The organism is Ulvibacterium sp., assembly GCF_965228935.1.
Lineage (GTDB): Bacteria > Bacteroidota > Bacteroidia > Flavobacteriales > Flavobacteriaceae > Ulvibacterium.
Window position 1 is genome coordinate 531,539 of the sequence record NZ_OZ245846.1, and the last position, 16,117, is coordinate 547,655.

17 protein-coding genes and 1 tRNA gene are annotated in these 16,117 nt (G+C 43.1%); 11 read left to right on the forward strand and 7 right to left on the reverse strand.

All coding sequences use genetic code 11. From position 1 onward, the window contains the following. Positions 1 to 123: 123 nt before the first annotated feature. From ACO06Y_RS02365 to ACO06Y_RS02390, 6 genes are all read left to right on the forward strand, one after another. A complete protein-coding gene (locus ACO06Y_RS02365) occupies positions 124 to 1,005 on the forward strand; it encodes a DUF6268 family outer membrane beta-barrel protein (RefSeq protein WP_422082221.1) in 882 nt (293 codons plus the stop codon). Between the two features lie 29 nt (positions 1,006 to 1,034). After that, positions 1,035 to 2,012: a Kelch repeat-containing protein gene (locus tag ACO06Y_RS02370; RefSeq protein ID WP_422082222.1), complete on the forward strand. Its 978-nt coding sequence runs from the start codon at positions 1,035 to 1,037 to the stop codon at positions 2,010 to 2,012. Positions 2,013 to 2,113: 101 nt separating this feature from the next. Continuing rightward, positions 2,114 to 2,461, forward strand: a complete 348-nt coding sequence (locus ACO06Y_RS02375) for a DUF4907 domain-containing protein (RefSeq protein WP_422082223.1) — start codon at positions 2,114 to 2,116, stop codon at positions 2,459 to 2,461. A gap of 36 nt (positions 2,462 to 2,497) precedes the next feature. Next, positions 2,498 to 3,562 (forward strand): sensor histidine kinase, encoded by a 1,065-nt coding sequence (locus tag ACO06Y_RS02380; RefSeq protein ID WP_422082224.1) that lies wholly within the window; start codon positions 2,498 to 2,500, stop codon positions 3,560 to 3,562. Between the two features lie 2 nt (positions 3,563 to 3,564). Beyond that, positions 3,565 to 4,293: a LytR/AlgR family response regulator transcription factor gene (locus ACO06Y_RS02385; RefSeq protein ID WP_422082225.1), complete on the forward strand. Its 729-nt coding sequence runs from the start codon at positions 3,565 to 3,567 to the stop codon at positions 4,291 to 4,293. Between the two features lie 11 nt (positions 4,294 to 4,304). Continuing rightward, complete coding sequence (locus tag ACO06Y_RS02390) at positions 4,305 to 4,466, forward strand: hypothetical protein (protein WP_422082226.1); 162 nt, start codon at positions 4,305 to 4,307, stop codon at positions 4,464 to 4,466. A 75-nt stretch (positions 4,467 to 4,541) separates the two neighbouring features. Here ACO06Y_RS02390 and ACO06Y_RS02395 read toward each other — a convergent pair whose 3' ends face one another. From ACO06Y_RS02395 to ACO06Y_RS02410, 4 genes are all read right to left on the reverse strand, one after another. Then, positions 4,542 to 4,871, reverse strand: coding sequence for a YegP family protein (locus ACO06Y_RS02395; protein ID WP_422082227.1), 330 nt, complete (start codon positions 4,869 to 4,871; stop codon positions 4,542 to 4,544). Between the two features lie 99 nt (positions 4,872 to 4,970). Beyond that, positions 4,971 to 5,762, reverse strand: a complete 792-nt coding sequence (locus tag ACO06Y_RS02400) for a hypothetical protein (RefSeq protein ID WP_422082228.1) — start codon at positions 5,760 to 5,762, stop codon at positions 4,971 to 4,973. A gap of 184 nt (positions 5,763 to 5,946) precedes the next feature. Then, positions 5,947 to 6,030, reverse strand: a tRNA-Leu gene (locus ACO06Y_RS02405). 4 nt (positions 6,031 to 6,034) lie between these two features. Further along, positions 6,035 to 6,280, reverse strand: a complete 246-nt coding sequence (locus ACO06Y_RS02410; RefSeq protein WP_422082229.1) for a GIY-YIG nuclease family protein — start codon at positions 6,278 to 6,280, stop codon at positions 6,035 to 6,037. 270 nt (positions 6,281 to 6,550) lie between these two features. Between ACO06Y_RS02410 and ACO06Y_RS02415 the strand changes: the two genes are divergently transcribed. The 3 genes from ACO06Y_RS02415 (at position 6,551) to pth (ending at position 8,944) form a co-directional block, all read left to right on the forward strand. Then, complete coding sequence (locus tag ACO06Y_RS02415; protein ID WP_422082230.1) at positions 6,551 to 7,492, forward strand: ribose-phosphate pyrophosphokinase; 942 nt, start codon at positions 6,551 to 6,553, stop codon at positions 7,490 to 7,492. 71 nt (positions 7,493 to 7,563) lie between these two features. Next, entirely contained in the window at positions 7,564 to 8,226 is a 663-nt protein-coding gene (locus ACO06Y_RS02420; RefSeq protein WP_422082231.1) for a 50S ribosomal protein L25/general stress protein Ctc, read from the forward strand. Positions 8,227 to 8,314: 88 nt separating this feature from the next. After that, the gene (pth, locus tag ACO06Y_RS02425) at positions 8,315 to 8,944 is read left to right on the forward strand and encodes an aminoacyl-tRNA hydrolase (protein ID WP_422082232.1); all 630 of its coding nucleotides are present in this window, start codon (positions 8,315 to 8,317) and stop codon (positions 8,942 to 8,944) included. Between the two features lie 6 nt (positions 8,945 to 8,950). Here the strand turns inward: pth and ACO06Y_RS02430 are convergent, their stop codons facing one another. Together ACO06Y_RS02430 and ACO06Y_RS02435 are read right to left on the reverse strand one after the other, a co-directional pair. Next, positions 8,951 to 9,631: a hypothetical protein gene (locus tag ACO06Y_RS02430; RefSeq protein WP_422082233.1), complete on the reverse strand. Its 681-nt coding sequence runs from the start codon at positions 9,629 to 9,631 to the stop codon at positions 8,951 to 8,953. Continuing rightward, positions 9,628 to 13,389, reverse strand: a complete 3,762-nt coding sequence (locus tag ACO06Y_RS02435; protein WP_422082234.1) for a reprolysin-like metallopeptidase — start codon at positions 13,387 to 13,389, stop codon at positions 9,628 to 9,630. Before ACO06Y_RS02435 ends, ACO06Y_RS02430 begins: the two co-directional genes overlap by 4 nt. A 53-nt stretch (positions 13,390 to 13,442) precedes the next feature. Here ACO06Y_RS02435 and ACO06Y_RS02440 point away from each other — a divergent pair, with 53 nt between their 5' ends. Both ACO06Y_RS02440 and ACO06Y_RS02445 read left to right on the forward strand, forming a co-directional pair. Continuing rightward, positions 13,443 to 14,369 carry a bifunctional riboflavin kinase/FAD synthetase gene (locus ACO06Y_RS02440; RefSeq protein WP_422082235.1) on the forward strand — a complete coding sequence of 309 codons (927 nt, stop codon included), beginning with the start codon at positions 13,443 to 13,445 and terminating at the stop codon, positions 14,367 to 14,369. Next, positions 14,369 to 15,691, forward strand: a complete 1,323-nt coding sequence (locus tag ACO06Y_RS02445) for an HTTM domain-containing protein (protein WP_422082236.1) — start codon at positions 14,369 to 14,371, stop codon at positions 15,689 to 15,691. Before ACO06Y_RS02440 ends, ACO06Y_RS02445 begins: the two co-directional genes overlap by 1 nt. 10 nt (positions 15,692 to 15,701) lie before the next feature. Here ACO06Y_RS02445 and ACO06Y_RS02450 read toward each other — a convergent pair whose 3' ends face one another. Then, complete coding sequence (locus ACO06Y_RS02450) at positions 15,702 to 16,082, reverse strand: VOC family protein (RefSeq protein WP_422082237.1); 381 nt, start codon at positions 16,080 to 16,082, stop codon at positions 15,702 to 15,704. Positions 16,083 to 16,117: the final 35 nt, after the last annotated feature.

Consider the following 16,117-nt stretch of genomic DNA (forward strand, 5'->3'; position numbering starts at 1 on the left):
GATCGGAGAAAAATTGAGGTTCATCTAGGGAACTTCAGGTTTCGTATATCTTTTTTTCAACGGCTGATGGCGCTACATACGTTTGGAAAAAATAGAGGATTGAAATACGTCTTTCTAATTGGTATGATACTTAGCGCTCACAACAAAGTTACCTATGGTCAAATCTCCGAAAACCATGTTGGAGGAGCTTTTGAATACGCGCTTATTCCAAGCCTAGGGGAAACGAATTTGGAAAAGTATATCTTTTCGATAGATGCCTCAAAAAACATGAATTCGGCAAAGCTTGAGCTTGGATTGGATTACTCGGCACTTACCTTTTCCTTTTATGATCATAGGGTTTCGTTAAGCATGGATTCCTATGAAAAAATGCATACGCTACAACCGGAAATCGGATACCAACAAGACTTTGGCAAAAAATGGGCCATGTCCGTTTCCTTGGCCCCCATGCTGTCTTCTAATTTTAAAAATGGGCCCAACAGCGAGGATTTTATATTCAATTGGTCAGCTTTAGTATCGAAAAAATGGGGAAAAGGAGATTTCCCTGTTAGCCTTACCGTGGGATTGGGCAGAGGAGTAGTTCTCGGGGAACCGGGGCTTTTTCCGATACTATCCATTAAAGGAAAAATAACCCCAAAATGGAGATATACCTTGGGATTCCCATATAGTAGGGCCGTGTACGAAATCGATGAAAAGCATTCCCTCGGTACAAAGGCACTAGTATCCGGAGTCTATGCCAATAATTCCGAAACGGTAACGATCAATGGCCTCGAAAACCTTGCGAATACCAAGTTGACCTATTCGGAGATTGATTTGGGCCTGGAGTACAATTACCATATGTCATCCGGTTTCACCACAATAATCAGGGTGGGATTCTTGATTGCCAATAACTTGGAAGTATTGGATAACGACAATAACCCCTTGTTTGATTTTGAGGCTAATTCTTCTCCTTATATAGCAATGGGGCTTAAATATTCTTTAAATCTTATTAATCAATTACATAAATAATGAATGATTTAAAAACGGTTTTGCAAATTATGAAGAAAATTGGTCTCCACATTTTTATGGTCTTACTACTTATTTCATGCTCCAATGATGATGAGGACGAAAATGTCGGTAATTGGGTAGACCGTTCCATTTTTGATGGGACACCCCGCAGTGGGGCATTTGCCTTTACCATTGGCAATAAGGGATATATGGGTACCGGCTTTGATGGCGATGATAGATTGACGGATGTCTGGGTCTATGATATGGAAGGCAACTTTTGGAGTCAATTGGCCCCCTTTCCCGGTACTGCCAGAAGTTCCGCCGTCGCCTTTACCGTAAATGGCAACGGGTATGTAGGACTTGGTTATGACGGGGATAACGAGCTCGGCGATTTTTTCCGATACAATGTGGCAACAAACACTTGGGACTCCTTGAACCCTTTTGCAGGATCTGCACGGCGCGGTGCCGTTGGTTTCAATTCGCAGACCCATGGCTATGTCGGAACCGGCTTTGATGGGGACAACGACAAAAAGGATTTTTGGAAGTACGACCCTTCCAATGATACATGGACCGAACTTGTCGGTTTTGGGGGAACCAAGCGTAGGGATGGGGCCACCTTTACCATAGGCAACAAAGTATATTTGGGTACAGGAGTATCCAATGGTCTGAACCAGGCAGACTTCTGGGTATTTGACCTGGATACGGAATCATGGAGCCCTTTATTGGATTTGGACGAGGATGATGACTATGGCATTATACGAAACAATGCGGTAGGCTTTAGTATTGGGGACAAAGGATATTTTGCAACGGGAAATCCAGGTTTTGGTGCCTCGGACGATATATGGGAATACAACCCCTCCACCGACCTTTGGGAAGAAAAAACGGAATACGAGGGCGTATCCCGTGAGGGAGCCATAGCATTTTATAACGGTTCCACCGCATTTTTGGCCCTAGGTAGAAGTGGAACTTTGTACCTGGATGACAACCGTGAGTTCTTCCCGGATCAAGAGGAAGATGAAGATGATTAAAAAATGAGTTTTCGTAGTTTATTAATACTATATTTTTAATGGCACCTGTCCGGGTTTCCTAAAACAAAAAAAATGAAATCCGGGTCGGTGTTCTATTCGTTATGGGAAACAAAAAACACGGTATCGCTTTTTTGATCATTGGCATTGCGGCATTGCTTATAGGAACGTTGTTGGATATTAGCAATTCACAAATCAAATCCGTTGAAACGGGATATGGCCTAAAACTGACCGAAAACCCGATGGACAAAAGCTGGTGCTACGAAATATATGCGAATGGAAAGCTTCAAATACGACAGGAATATGTTCCGGGAATATCCGAGAAAGTACGGTTCGCTTCCAAAACGGATGCGGAACGCATTGGGAAAATCGTCCTGAACCGATTGAAAAAGGGCCGGTTCCCTGCAATAACTAAACAAGATTTGGAGGAAAATGAAATTTCTTATCAATAATGAGTATCTTTTTTCAGTAACTATTTAAAGGATACTTTGAAAAAACACATAAGGATTAAAGAGTTTTGGATTCATATTATTGTTTGGGCTTGTTTGATATTGTTTCCCCTGAGCATATCCTACATAGATCTTGGTGAGGTGCGTTTTGGTATGTTTTATAGAATATTGTTGAACCCTATTTTAGTCTATATCAATTACCTTATATTGGTGCCCTACCTTCTCCTAAAAAAAGAGATTACACTCTACATCATTGTTTCAATAACGGTATTGGTTCTTTTTAATTTCCTTATCAAGTTCGTACCCTTTGCTCATGTCCCAATAGATAGATTTACTGAAATGATACAGAGTACGGAGATGCAACCTCCAAAAAAACCGCCCCATTTCATGAGGGATATGCAGCCATTGAAAAGACTACCCTATTTTATGACCGCAATTATTTCCCTGACCTTTTTCCTATTGGGGGGTGTATTGGGGCTTACCAAGGATTTCTACAGGAGAGACCGTAAAAATAGGGAGGCCGAGGTACAACGAAAGGAGACGGAGTTACAATTTTTAAGGGCCCAATTAAATCCCCATTTTTTATTCAATTCATTGAATAGCGTTTATTCCTTGGTACGAAACAAATCCATAGAAGCTCCAGAGGCGATTATCATGTTATCGGAATTAATGCGCTATATGCTCTATGAGGCAAAACAGGAATTGGTTCCCCTTTCCAAGGAAATAGACTACATCAAGAATTTTGTGTCGCTCCAGTTGTTACGGTTATCCCATAGTGAAAATGTAAAGATTAAAATTTCAGGGGACTATCAGGATAAGAAGATTCCACCCTTATTATTGATTCCATTCGTAGAAAACGCATTTAAATATGGTACGGATTTCAAGGGCAGGACAGACGTTTCGATCAAAATGGAACTGATCGGGGAAAGTTTGTTTTTTATCGTGAAAAACAAAATTGGGGTCTACAGAAAGGACGAAAGCAATTCCGGTATCGGACTTGAAAATATAAAGAGTAGATTACATCTGCTTTATCCCGATCAACATGTGTTGAAAATCGATAAAACAGATGGCTTTTACACCGTTCAGTTGGAACTAAATCTATAAATATGAACTGTATCATAATTGACGATGAGCCTTTGGCATTGGGCATTATTAAATCCTATTGCGAGGAATTGGGCGGTATAGAGGTCATGGGAACCTTTACCAACCCATTGGAAAGTATGGCATTTTTTCAGGCAGGGAATATCGATTTGGTGTTTTTGGATATCGAAATGCCCCAAATAACCGGTATAGAGTTTGTAAAGACCTTGGACAAAAGGCCCTTTTTTATTTTTACCACGGCCTATCCCCAATACGCCATAGAGGGTTTTGAGCTCAATGCCGTGGATTATTTGGTAAAACCTATACCGTTTCCAAGATTTGTAAAGTCCATAAATCGTGTTAAGGAACTCAAAATGCTCAAAAAAGGCATAGAAACCGAGGAAGGAAACCTTTCATCGGCCAGTGGGGGCAAGCTCCCCGATAATCAATTCATTTTTGTAAAATCAGACTACGGCAATGTCAAGATAAAGTTGGAGGACATCAAGTATATACAGGGGCTTAAGGACTATTTAAAAATCCATACTTCGGAAAGAAAACCTATACTTACCTTGATGAATTTCAGGGATATAGAAGCAAAACTCGCCAATACCGATTTTGTACGCGTACATCGATCCTTTTTGGTAAATGTTAATAATATTGATTCCATTCAACGCAGTAAAATAGTAATGGACGATATCCGTATCCCGATCGGGGAAAGTTATAAGGACGAATTCATGAAGAGGCTAGGATTGTAGTTGATGGCTGTATGACCAAGGGGTTTAGGACGTTCAAAAACATCAGGGTTTCCTGCAGATTGGCCGGAGAAGATAAGTTCTATGCCGAGGGCCATTGGTGGTGTATCTTCCTGACCGTTGTTGCAATGTTGATGGCCCGGTTCATATTTATGGATTTTGGAAAAAGAGACTAACTAAAAAGGACGACCTTAGCGGGGCCGTCCTTCCATCGTTATCCATAACTAACTTATCTCTAAGATGAGCGATTGTTATGAGTTATCCTCTACGGATGCACCTGGGGCGTTCTTCTTTACCGAGGCGATACCGTTGCTAAATCCCGAGTCTTGTTTATACATTTGACTCGTGCCTATGACCTGTCCGTTCGAAGCCTTCAAATTGAAATAAACCCTCCCGTCCTTGGCCTCATTTTTTTCATATTTTGCATCATCGCCGGAATTTTTCTTTACCGATTCGATTCCGTTCTCGCAGGAAGCCTTTGTCTCGTATGCCTCGCTACTCAAAATTACCTGCCCGTTGTCGGCCTTCAGGTTGAACCTGAATTTTCCCGCCTTGTCCTTATTGATTTCGAATTTTCCCATATTCTTGATTTTGATTAGAGACTAAATCTAAAGAAAAATTGGGAAGAAAAAAATTAGTCGTCATCTTCAATGGGTACAATTACCATTTCCCACTGTGATTCATTCATAGTATTCCAGTGTCATAAATCCCTCTGCTTCTATAGAATTGTATTCGGTAACATTTCCATCGGAATCATATTCAAAGGAATAATTAAGTGTTTCGTCACCATTGATAAGATTTAGGCAATTGTTCTTGGAAAAATAGATGTTCTGAAAAATATTCAAGTTATAGGTCCAATAGAACAAACTCTTGGTTGCGAGCCCGCTATTATCCCATTCGGTAAACAGATATCGCCTTTCCGTATGCACACTACCGTCCGTACGATACCATAACTGGTCCCAATTGGTAAGGTTGCCATTTTCGTCATGGACATAGATCTTTTCCAACGTCTTTGAACCATCCAATCCAAAAAATGTAGAGGTCTTGATCAGATTGTCCGAAAATGTGTACTCAAATGTTAGGTCCTGAAGTATTGCCCCATCATCCTCGGACACCTTATACGTACCACTGGCGTTTGTAGCATTAAACCTTGTGAAAATCGACTCAATGTTCACAATACGGTTAATCGGGTAATATATTCTTTGCAAAACCCTGGACAATATGCCATCATTGTACTCTAGGTAAGTTGAATCGTGCAGGGTTCGGCTATTCGTTTTGGTTATCAGAATAAGTTCGTTCTGATCGTTGTAGAAATAATTGCTCTGACCTATACCTGGGGCCGTGGTCTGTTTCAAAAGTTTGGGGTTGAACTCGTTTGCATTGTCCATGTCGTTAGGCTCCCCATTATCATCCGTACAGGAAATGATTAATCCTAAAAAGATTATCAACGCGATTTTTGCCCTTCCGATCATTTTTCGTTTATCCTATTTGGTATGAATATTGGTAATGATTGAGTTTGCGATTTAGTCGAGAAACCATGCGTTAAACTTACTCTTTATTTCAGATAGTTGGGCAAAAATATCCCAACAGAACTCCAAAAAAGAAGCGAGCCCATTTTTGAAGCTCGCTTGTATTTCCACTTTTGTGGTTTATTCGTACCTCGGGTGGGAATCGAACCCACACGGTATTGCTACCACTGGATTTTGAATCCAGCGCGTCTACCAATTCCGCCACCGAGGCATTTTCAGGTAGTATTTCTCAGTTTTCGGAGTTTTTCCTTACAAACTCCAGATTTCCAATATTTCTCTCTATTCCTAGCCTCCAGCCTATCCCTACAGGGTTCAGAATAAATCAATTCAAAGGGTGCATAGAATTTTGTAGACCTTTCCCGGCCATTGTTGTGCCTATGCAATCTTTCGTCAATATTCACGGTCATCCCAACGTAAATATAGTTGTGATTCAAGCTTGAAATCGCATAGACCCAAATCATTATTCAAAATTTCAATCCCAGCGCGCCTGCCTGTCGGCAGACAGGTCTACCAATTCCGCCACCGAGGCATTCATTTGAAATCCGGGGCGTATTCCTCCCGATAACTATCGGAACCGCCACCGAGGCAAACGGACTGCAAAGCTAAAAAATAGTTGCTACTTTCAAAGTAAAAATATCAACAATTATCCTTTACCAACCCGAATAAATTTCTAAATTTGCACCTCCTTTGCAGAAAGGGTATTTAAGAAACTAGAGCACAAGACGTTAACCATGCCTTACCAAGTACCGGAACCCAAGATTTTTGCTTGTACACAGAGTGCGGAACTTGCCAAAAAAATAGCAAAATCCTATGGTACGGATTTAGGCAATGTGTACTTCTCCAGATATAGCGACGGGGAGTTTCAACCTTCTTTTGAGGAGTCCGTTCGGGGAGCCCGTATATTTATTATCGGTTCTACCAATCCGAGCTCGGAGAACTTAATGGAAATGCTATTGATGTTGGATGCGGCCAAACGTGCCTCCGCTAGGCACATTACCGCGGTAATGCCCTATTTTGGCTGGGCCAGACAGGACAGAAAGGATAAGCCAAGGGTTCCCATAGCGGCCAAACTCGTGGCCAAGATGTTGGAAGCGGCAGGGGCCACACGTATTATAACCATGGACCTACATGCCGACCAAATTCAAGGGTTTTTCGAAAAACCAGTGGATCATCTGTTCGCGTCCACCTTGTTTTTGCCCTATCTACGGAAATTGGATTTGGAAAACCTTACCATCGCCTCACCTGACATGGGCGGTTCCAAAAGGGCCTATGCCTATTCCAAGGCCTTGGCAAGTGATGTGGTCATTTGTTATAAGCAGCGGGCCAAAGCCAACGTGATATCGCATATGGAACTTATTGGGGACGTGCAAGGAAAAAACGTGGTCCTTGTTGATGACCTGGTCGATACCGCAGGAACATTGACCAAAGCTGCGGATTTGATGATGAATCGCGGCGCAATAAGCGTACGTGCCATAACCACCCACGGTCTGTTGTCAGGAAATGCATTTGAAAAAATTGAAAAATCAAAATTGTTGGAATTAATCATTACCGATTCCATTCCCATTCAAAAAGAAAGTGAAAAAGTAAAGGTATTGAGCTGTGCGGAGTTGTTTGCGGATGTTATGCACAGGGTACATCATAATACATCCATCGCATCCAAGTTTTTAATGTAAAATGTCTCCCGTCCATCTTAAGGGGATTGGAACAAATCAAACAAAAGAACTATTAATTTTTAATTCAAATAATGAAGTCAATTACAATTAAAGGATCAGAAAGAGAAAGCGTGGGCAAAAAGGCAACGAAGGCCCTACGTAATGCTGGAAAGGTTCCTTGCGTAGTGTACGGAGGGGAAAAACCATTGCATTTTTCAGCAGATGAACTATCGTTCAGGGATTTGGTTTATACTCCCAACGCACACACTGTTGTGGTTGAGCTGGACAATGGACAAAAAGTGGATGCCGTAATGCAGGATATTCAGTTCCATCCGGTTACGGATAAAATTCTACATATTGATTTTTATCAACTGTTCGCGGACAAAGAGGTTACTATGGATATCCCGGTACGTTTACAAGGAAATTCCCCTGGGGTCCGAAACGGAGGTCGACTATTGTTCAGAAAGCGAAAACTGGCCATAAGGGCCTTACCTGATAAGTTGCCCGATTTCTTTGATGTAGATATTTCAAAGCTTAAAATCGGTCAAAATATTTCCGTTGAGACCTTGTTGAACGATGATTTTTCAATTCTTCATCCTGACAATACCGTTGTGGTTCAGGTCAAAACTGCCCGTGCTGCAATAGAGGTCGATGACGAAGAGGAAGAAGAAGGAGTTGAAGGTGAAGAAGGGGCCGCTACAGAAGGGGCCGCCGCCGAAGCACCTGCGGAGACTGCCGCTGAAAGTGCAGAATAGTTTTACAAAGTATCCCTTGCGAAGCATCCCGTTCCGATAACAGTTAGGGCGGGATGCTTTTGTATTTTTACGAAAATCCTTTAAAACTATGTTCCGATTCCTGGAATCCTTGTTTAATTGGAGCGCACCTTTACTTGAGGAAAAAATACCCATGAAAAAGTTTTTAATCGTTGGCCTTGGGAACATAGGAACGGAATATGCCAAGACGCGCCATAACATCGGTTTTAAAATATTGGATGCCCTTTCACAAAAAGAGGGGTTTTCTTTTGAGACCGAAAAACTCGGCGAAGTGGGTGTCTTGAAAATTAAAGGTAGAAGCATCCTCTGCCTAAAACCCTCCACGTATATGAACAGAAGCGGCAAGGCCCTACGGTATTGGATGGAAAAGGAAAAAATCCCTTTGGAGAATGTTTTGGTGGTTACCGACGACATCAACCTGCCGTTCGGGACTTTGCGGCTCAAGACCAAGGGAAGTGATGGGGGCCATAACGGGTTAAGGGATATACAGCGGATTTTACAGACCACGGCATACAATAGGTTTCGTTTTGGAATAGGGTCGGATTTTGGCAAGGGAAGGCAGGTAGACTATGTCCTAGGGGAATGGAATCCGGAAGAAGAGAAGGGTTTACCAGAGCGCCTGGAAAAATCTACGGCGCTCATCCGTTCTTTTATATTATCCGGAATCAAGACTACCATGAACACCTTCAATGGCACCTAGAATTCATCAAAATACCTTAAAGTCAAAGATACCGGAGTCAGAGTTATTTCCTACTTCGTCCCTGGTAACGACCCTCCAGTAGTAAATACCGTTTGAGGCTACGTTTACCTTCACATCCATTTCCCCAGCTGTAGGGGAAGCGATCAGGGTCTCCGGCGGGGTCTCCGTTGAAAAATACACTTCGTAATTCGCGATATCGTTATCCACATCGGCCCCTATCCAACTAAGGGTGACCTCATTATTGATATCCTTAAACACATTGGCCGCCATTTGCGGTTCAACAATTTCCGCTGGAAATGGGGCATAATTGGTTTGGGAACCGGCATTGTAAAAAAACCATTGCTCGCTTACCGCTGTATTGGGCGAACCGGAATTTTTGGAAACGACTACCCATGAATAGGGAACGCCTTTGGCAATGGTAACACTTGCAGAAGGAGTTTCCACAAAGGCAGTCTGTGTAGTTCCCGTATTTAAATTGGTAACCCGTAACTCGTAGGAATCCGTATGATCCGATGCTTGCCATCTAAACTCTACCCGACTTGTTGTTTCGCTTAAGCTTTGTCCTGTGGTACACTCCGAGTTTTTCTCCGGAAAGACCAAAGATGCTTGCTCAGGTGATTTCGGGGAATCACTTTTACCACACCCCATAAATAGAAAAATTAATGCTATGGGCATCAAGAATCTCATCGCTTCACAATTTTGGATGCTCCTACCGTACCCTCACCCCTATAACGCATTATATAAACTCCGGAGGGCAGGGCCGAAAAATCCAATTCCAATTCCGTTCCATTGATCTGGTGTTTTCCATTTTGGACCAATCGCCCATTAAGTGCATATACGCTAACCGTCAATTCCTTTGTCGCATCGCCTACAAAGATAGTAATGAAATCCTTAAAGGGATTTGGATAGACCATGGGGCCATTCGAAAAGAAAATCTGTTCCTCATAGACGCCTTGACACGTTTTGTTGGTAGAAACCTTTAAGGTATTGATACCATTCCTTAAATTTAGTGTAATTGTGGATTCATTGGTCTGTATACCTTCGCCGTTCAACTCTATATTGTACACCGTACTACCGTCCATTTCCAAAATGGCCTGTTTACCGTCAGCCGAGATCTTGGATGTGACACTCAAAGGTTCCGGTTCCGATATAACCACTTCAAAACAATGCTCCAAATAATCGATCGTACCGTCCGAGCCTCCTATACATACCTCGTAAACCCCGGTCCTAAGGCCTTCAAACTCATATGAATTTGTAAACATATCGGATTCATTGACTCCGTTCCCGATAATCGTTATGGTATAATCCAAAGGAAGGTTGGCCGAAACCTGTATGCCTCCGTCCGAGGTATCGCGACAGGCCGTACTTTCGATCGCAATGGAAAAATTCGTGTTTGGAAATCGATAAACAGGACAACCCGAAATGTCCACTTCCGTTCCCGCCGGAGTTCCAGGGCAGAGGTCATCCGTGTCAAAAATCCCATCATTATCCTCATCCGGGCCAAACTCTCCTTCAATACAGACCTCCAATGAAAAGGCCTTTAAGGTACCTCCATCGGATGGGGCATTATCGGATATGGTAAGTGTCCACTCCCCCAAAATAGACTCTCCATTAAATGAGCTTAGAGATCCCAAAGGTTTTACGGTTCCCCCTATCGCAGGGTTTCCGCCGCAAACAAAACTAGTGGCACTATCATCAAAAATGGCATTGATATTATCGAGTTCCCCGCAAGAGCTGGAAACAAGAACTACGGTAGTACCGGAAGGCGAGGTTAAACTAACGACCAAATCCGCCAAGAAGGTATGGTCCAGGTCCAACCTTACATTGATATCGGCCAAAGCCAAATCTTCAAAGAAAGCTATCTTGGAAACTATGGTAGGGGTACCTGTAGAGGATATGGCCAAGGGCAGACCGCTACCGGTCTCGTTTTTACAATTGAATTGAATCGTCGTAAAGTTAAAAGAGGTTCCAAAGACACCTTCCCCACACGGATTCTTTGGTTTCACCCTCCAGAAATAGGTCGTTTCATTCTCCAAATTGGAAGGTAGGTAAGAATTGGAAAGTACAGTTGCACTTTCTACAATATTCAAAAAAGCAACATCGGTGGCAATCTCAATGTCATAAGAGGTATACAAGGGATTTTCTTCCCATTCCAACGAAATTCCGGTAGAAACGTCGGTTGAACCGTCCGTCGGAGAAACCAATACAACTTCGGAAAAGGAGCTGTTATAAACATTCAATTCCAAGGTTACCTCGGTAGATTGGCTAATAGAGGTGGCTAAAACAGGTATGGCATAAGTACCTGTAGCCACACCTGCCGTATTTGAAAAAACTATGTCCACAGAAGTGTCATCGGCAATGGCAGTTTCCGGTGAAAACGAGATGTCCAATCCGGGAGGTGGGGTAAGGACACTGAAGGTGCTTTCCTCATTAAACCCTAAAAAGGTTTCATAGTTGAATGTTACGATCAAATCATCCGACTGACATACCTCATACTCCAAATTGGAAAAATTTAAGACTACCTCCGAAGCCTGTATTGTAAAGTCCGTGGAATTCACGGCAAAAAAGATATTGTTGTTGGCTTTTACCATGATCCTGGCCTGCGTAGTGGCATCGCCCGGAATTACTACATTGTGGTTCCCGTCATTGGCTACATTTTCCGCCAGGGAGATGGGAAAAGTAAGCCCCCCATCGATGGACAATAAAATATCTACCGTTTGGGTATCCACGATGGCCTTGTCCGTATTGGCAACGTCCCATGTTATTTCCTGAACGGATCCTGCCCTATAAATTTCGTTGTTCGCCTGTGAAGTTACAGCAAACGGCCCGGCACTATTGGTAACGACGACGTTCACCAAATCGGACGTCACCTGTCCCCCTCCTACTGCGTTGTCCCTAACGGTAAGTGCAAAATTCATTTCCCTTTCCACATCCGAAACGGTCTCCCATGCTGAACTTTCCGGAGGGTTCGTTTGCGTTAGATTCCCTTGCAATACCCGGGACAATCGCGGAAAATAACGGGTCGAATCCAACGAAGGTTTTAAGGATCTAAAGTTCGCCCCACCCGGATTCGTCGGACCAAAAGTCGCCCTGGTTACCACTCCATCGTCTACTTGTTCCCAAGCATAGGTTAGTATATCACCGACATCAGGGTCTGAAGCACTACCGGTAAGGGCAAAGGCTGTGGACTTGGGTATTGTAAAATTTCCAATAGGAGCTATTACCGGAGGGGTATTCGTAAGGGGTACGATTTCCGCACAACTTATGGACTCCAAATAATCCGATATTTGAACTATACTGTAATAATGAAAATAGTCGTCCCCGTTGGGGGCTACGTCATTGTTCAAGGTAATTCCGGCATAACCCATAATAGTTGTACCACTTGCCGGTTCGGCCTGTACCTGTGTTCCTTCGGACTCAAAGGACCAGGTGTGGTTGGCACCGAACTGATGTCCCATCTCGTGGGCCACAAAATCAAGATCGAATATGTCCCCCTCCGGCTCCGGGGATGCCGCAAAAGCACTACCCTTTCGGTTATTAATGCAAACCGAACCTATGAAACCTGCGTTTCCGCCTGCCACATCATCATGAAACAAATGCCCTATGTCATAATTCTCCGCTCCAATGATATCGTTAAGTGTGGTCTGTACCTGAAAATTCAGGTTGCCGTCATACGGATCGGTAGCAGCATCCGTAAATATCACTTGGTCGTTAGTGGCTACCAACTCCAAAGTTATGGCCAAATCCGTTTCAAAAACCTCGTTGACCCGGGTAACGGTGGCATTGATCGCTGCCAGGGCATCCGCCACTGTCCCTCCGTGATGATCCGTATATTCACCGGTGGCGGAAACGGCCAATCTGAATTTGCGCAGCACCTGCCCGGTGACAGGCCTCATAGCCTTTCCTAAGTTTTTTTGAACCTCGGGGAGGGTACCACAAACAAAAGGCATATCCTGGGAAGCATTGCCTTCCCTTTTATAGACCACATACCGCCCATCAGCTGTTTTTTGCATAAAGGTATTTCCTCTGGCATTAGCGTGTACCATCATACTTTGTATACCCCTATGGGAAACACTAAAGCGTATTTTTTCCTGTCCATCGAGACTATATCCAACATAAGACTTAATAAAAGGATATTTTGCGGCCAATTCCGGTGATAACGTATATACTTCTGAAACTTCAAAGGAAATCGACCGCCCATTTTCATCAGGGAAATTGACTATTTTGGTTTGTTTCCCCGATTTTGGGCGATTTTGCAACTCGGCCCTAAAATTATTCTCCTTAAAGGAAAATAGTGTCCCCTTCCTTATTTGAAAGCGATCGTACACTTTCTCCATGGCAACATCCCCTAAAGATTCCTTTTGCCAATACTTTTGTTGACCAGAAGCGTAAAAGGAAAGAAATAATATGGTAATTGAAAAAACAAGGCGTAATTTTGTAGCCATTAAGGGGTTTTTAGCTCAAAATCAAATATAAGCCTTTTTATTTTTCCGTTGACGTGGTTATAGCCCAAAGCATCTCCAAATACGACAAAAAGCACCCTACCGTAATTACCATCGGCACCTTTGATGGTGTACATATCGGACACCGGAAAATATTGGATCGGCTTATTAAGAACGCCCAGCAATCGACCCTAAAATCCACTGTTCTTACTTTCTTTCCACACCCCAGGATGATCCTCCAGAAAGACTCGGACATAAAACTATTGAACACTATTGGAGAGAAAACCAAAATACTGGAGGAATTGGGATTGGATCAACTTATCATCCATCCCTTCACCAAGGAATTTTCCCGCTTGTCCGCAACGGAATTTGTAAGGGATATTTTGGTGAACAGCCTACAGACCAAAAAAATTATTATTGGATACGACCATAGGTTCGGTAGAAATAGGAATGCCAACATCAATGACCTTATCGCTTTTGGCAGCACCTTGGACTTTGAGGTAGAGGAAATCCCGGCACAGGAAATAGATGATGTATCCGTAAGCTCCACAAAAATTCGGAAAGCCCTGGAGGAAGGGGATATTCGTACGGCCAATACCTATTTGGGCTACCGCTATATGTTAACCGGGACGATAACCCGGGGTAAAGGTCTCGGTAAGCAGCTCGACTTTCCTACTGCGAACCTTCAAATCCAAGAGCCTTATAAGTTGGTTCCCAAAAATGGGGTTTATGTGGTGCAGGGTAAAATAAATGGCAACAGGGTCTCCGGGATGATGAATATCGGTTTTAATCCTACCGTTTCGGGTACCCATAAAAGCATAGAAATCCATTTCTTCAATTTTGATGGGAACCTTTATGGCCAGACTCTGCAAGTTGATATTTTGGAACGGCTTCGGGACGAGCATAAGTTTGACTCCGTGGAAGATCTAAAAAAACAGCTGCAAAAGGACAAGGAAACTTCACTCTCGTTAATTTCCAAGTGATGCTCAATCGATTGTTATTTACAAAAGTCGATAATTCGCCCCTGATTATTTTTCGTATTTTCTATGGGTTTCTTATTGCGGCGGAGTGCTATGGAGCCATAATCACAGGTTGGGTAAGGCGCAATCTGGTGGATCCGCAATTTACTTTTAATTTCATTGGATTTGATTTCCTCCAGGTGTTTCAGGGTACCCCCATGTATGTCTATTTTTTCATAATGGGCACTTTGGGGATCTGTGTCGCCCTTGGTTACAAATATCGTTTTAGTATGATTGCCTTTACCATTCTATGGACAGGGGCCTATCTTATGCAAAAGACATCGTACAACAACCATTATTATTTGCTCATATTGATCTCAGCCTTTATGTGTCTGGTTCCGGCCAATCACAGTCATGCGCTGGATGTTCGGCAGAATCCCTCCCTTAAAACGGACAGCATGCCCGGTTGGGTCAAATGGGCCGTGGTGCTTCAATTGTTCATCGTATATACCTATGCCTCCGTTGCCAAATGGTATGGTGATTGGACAGACTTTGGCATTATAAAAATCCTGATGCAGGACAAAGCAGACTATTATATCATTGGGGGTCTGCTGCAGGAATGTTGGGTCCATAGTGTAATTGGGATAGTGGGAATTCTATTTGACCTATTGATCGTCCCCGCCCTGCTCTGGAAACCTACCCGAAAAGCAGCTTTCTTTTTTTCCATTTTCTTTCATTTGTTCAATTCCATCGTTTTCCAAATTGGTATTTTCCCCTATCTATCCCTGGCCTTTTCCGTATTCTTTTTTGAACCGGAGACCATTCGAAGTATCTTCTTTAAAAAGAAAACACCTTATGTATCCAACAAATTCGAAATCCCCTCGTACAAAAATCTCCTGTTACTTTTAGGTGGAATCTATTTTTTGGTTCAGATCTTGTTGCCGTTGCGCCATCATATTTTCAAGGATAATGTCCTTTGGACAGAGGAAGGGCACCGCCTTAGCTGGCGTATGATGCTCCGGAGCAGGGCGGGCACCATACAGTTTAAGGTCGTGAATCGCGAAACCGGCAAGTCGGAATTTGTAAAATTGAACGATTACCTTTCCAAAAAGCAAAAAAGGAGATTGGCGTCTTACCCGGATTTCATCTGGCAGTTTGCCCAGTATCTAAAAAAAGAGTTTGCGGAAAAGGGGGAAGACGTCTCGGTCTATGCCGTCAATTCCAAGGTAAGTATCAACGGAAGGCCCTACAGGGCTTTTATAGATCCCAAAACCGATTTGGCCAATGTACCTTGGGAACCATTAAGACATCATGAATGGATTTTCCCTTCCGACTTGGAAGATTGATCGATTTCCCTTAAAATTTCCGGGCCCTTTGACATAACTGTAATGGCATGCCCCAAGGGTCGCGAAGCATAATCAAATGGCTGCCATCCTCTTTTCTAACCTCTTCCACGAAAGACGCACCTTGACCTTCCAATCGGATGCGATCCCCTTCCGCATTTTCCGAAACAAAGGCCACATGAAAAGTAAGCGGGTGTTGTTTGGAAAAATCCGATATGGTTTCATCGGGCCTATGGTACAATTCCATTATCACCCTTCCAGACGAATCCGCCAGAAAAGTCATAAAAAGGGGTCCCTTCTGTTCGCTTACCACTTGAAGTCCCAAGTGCTCCACATACCACGGTACAATTTCATCGATTCTAGTAACGTTAAGTGCAAAATGCTCAAAAATCATAGTACGATATCTTTTACTATATCAGGCTTAAATGT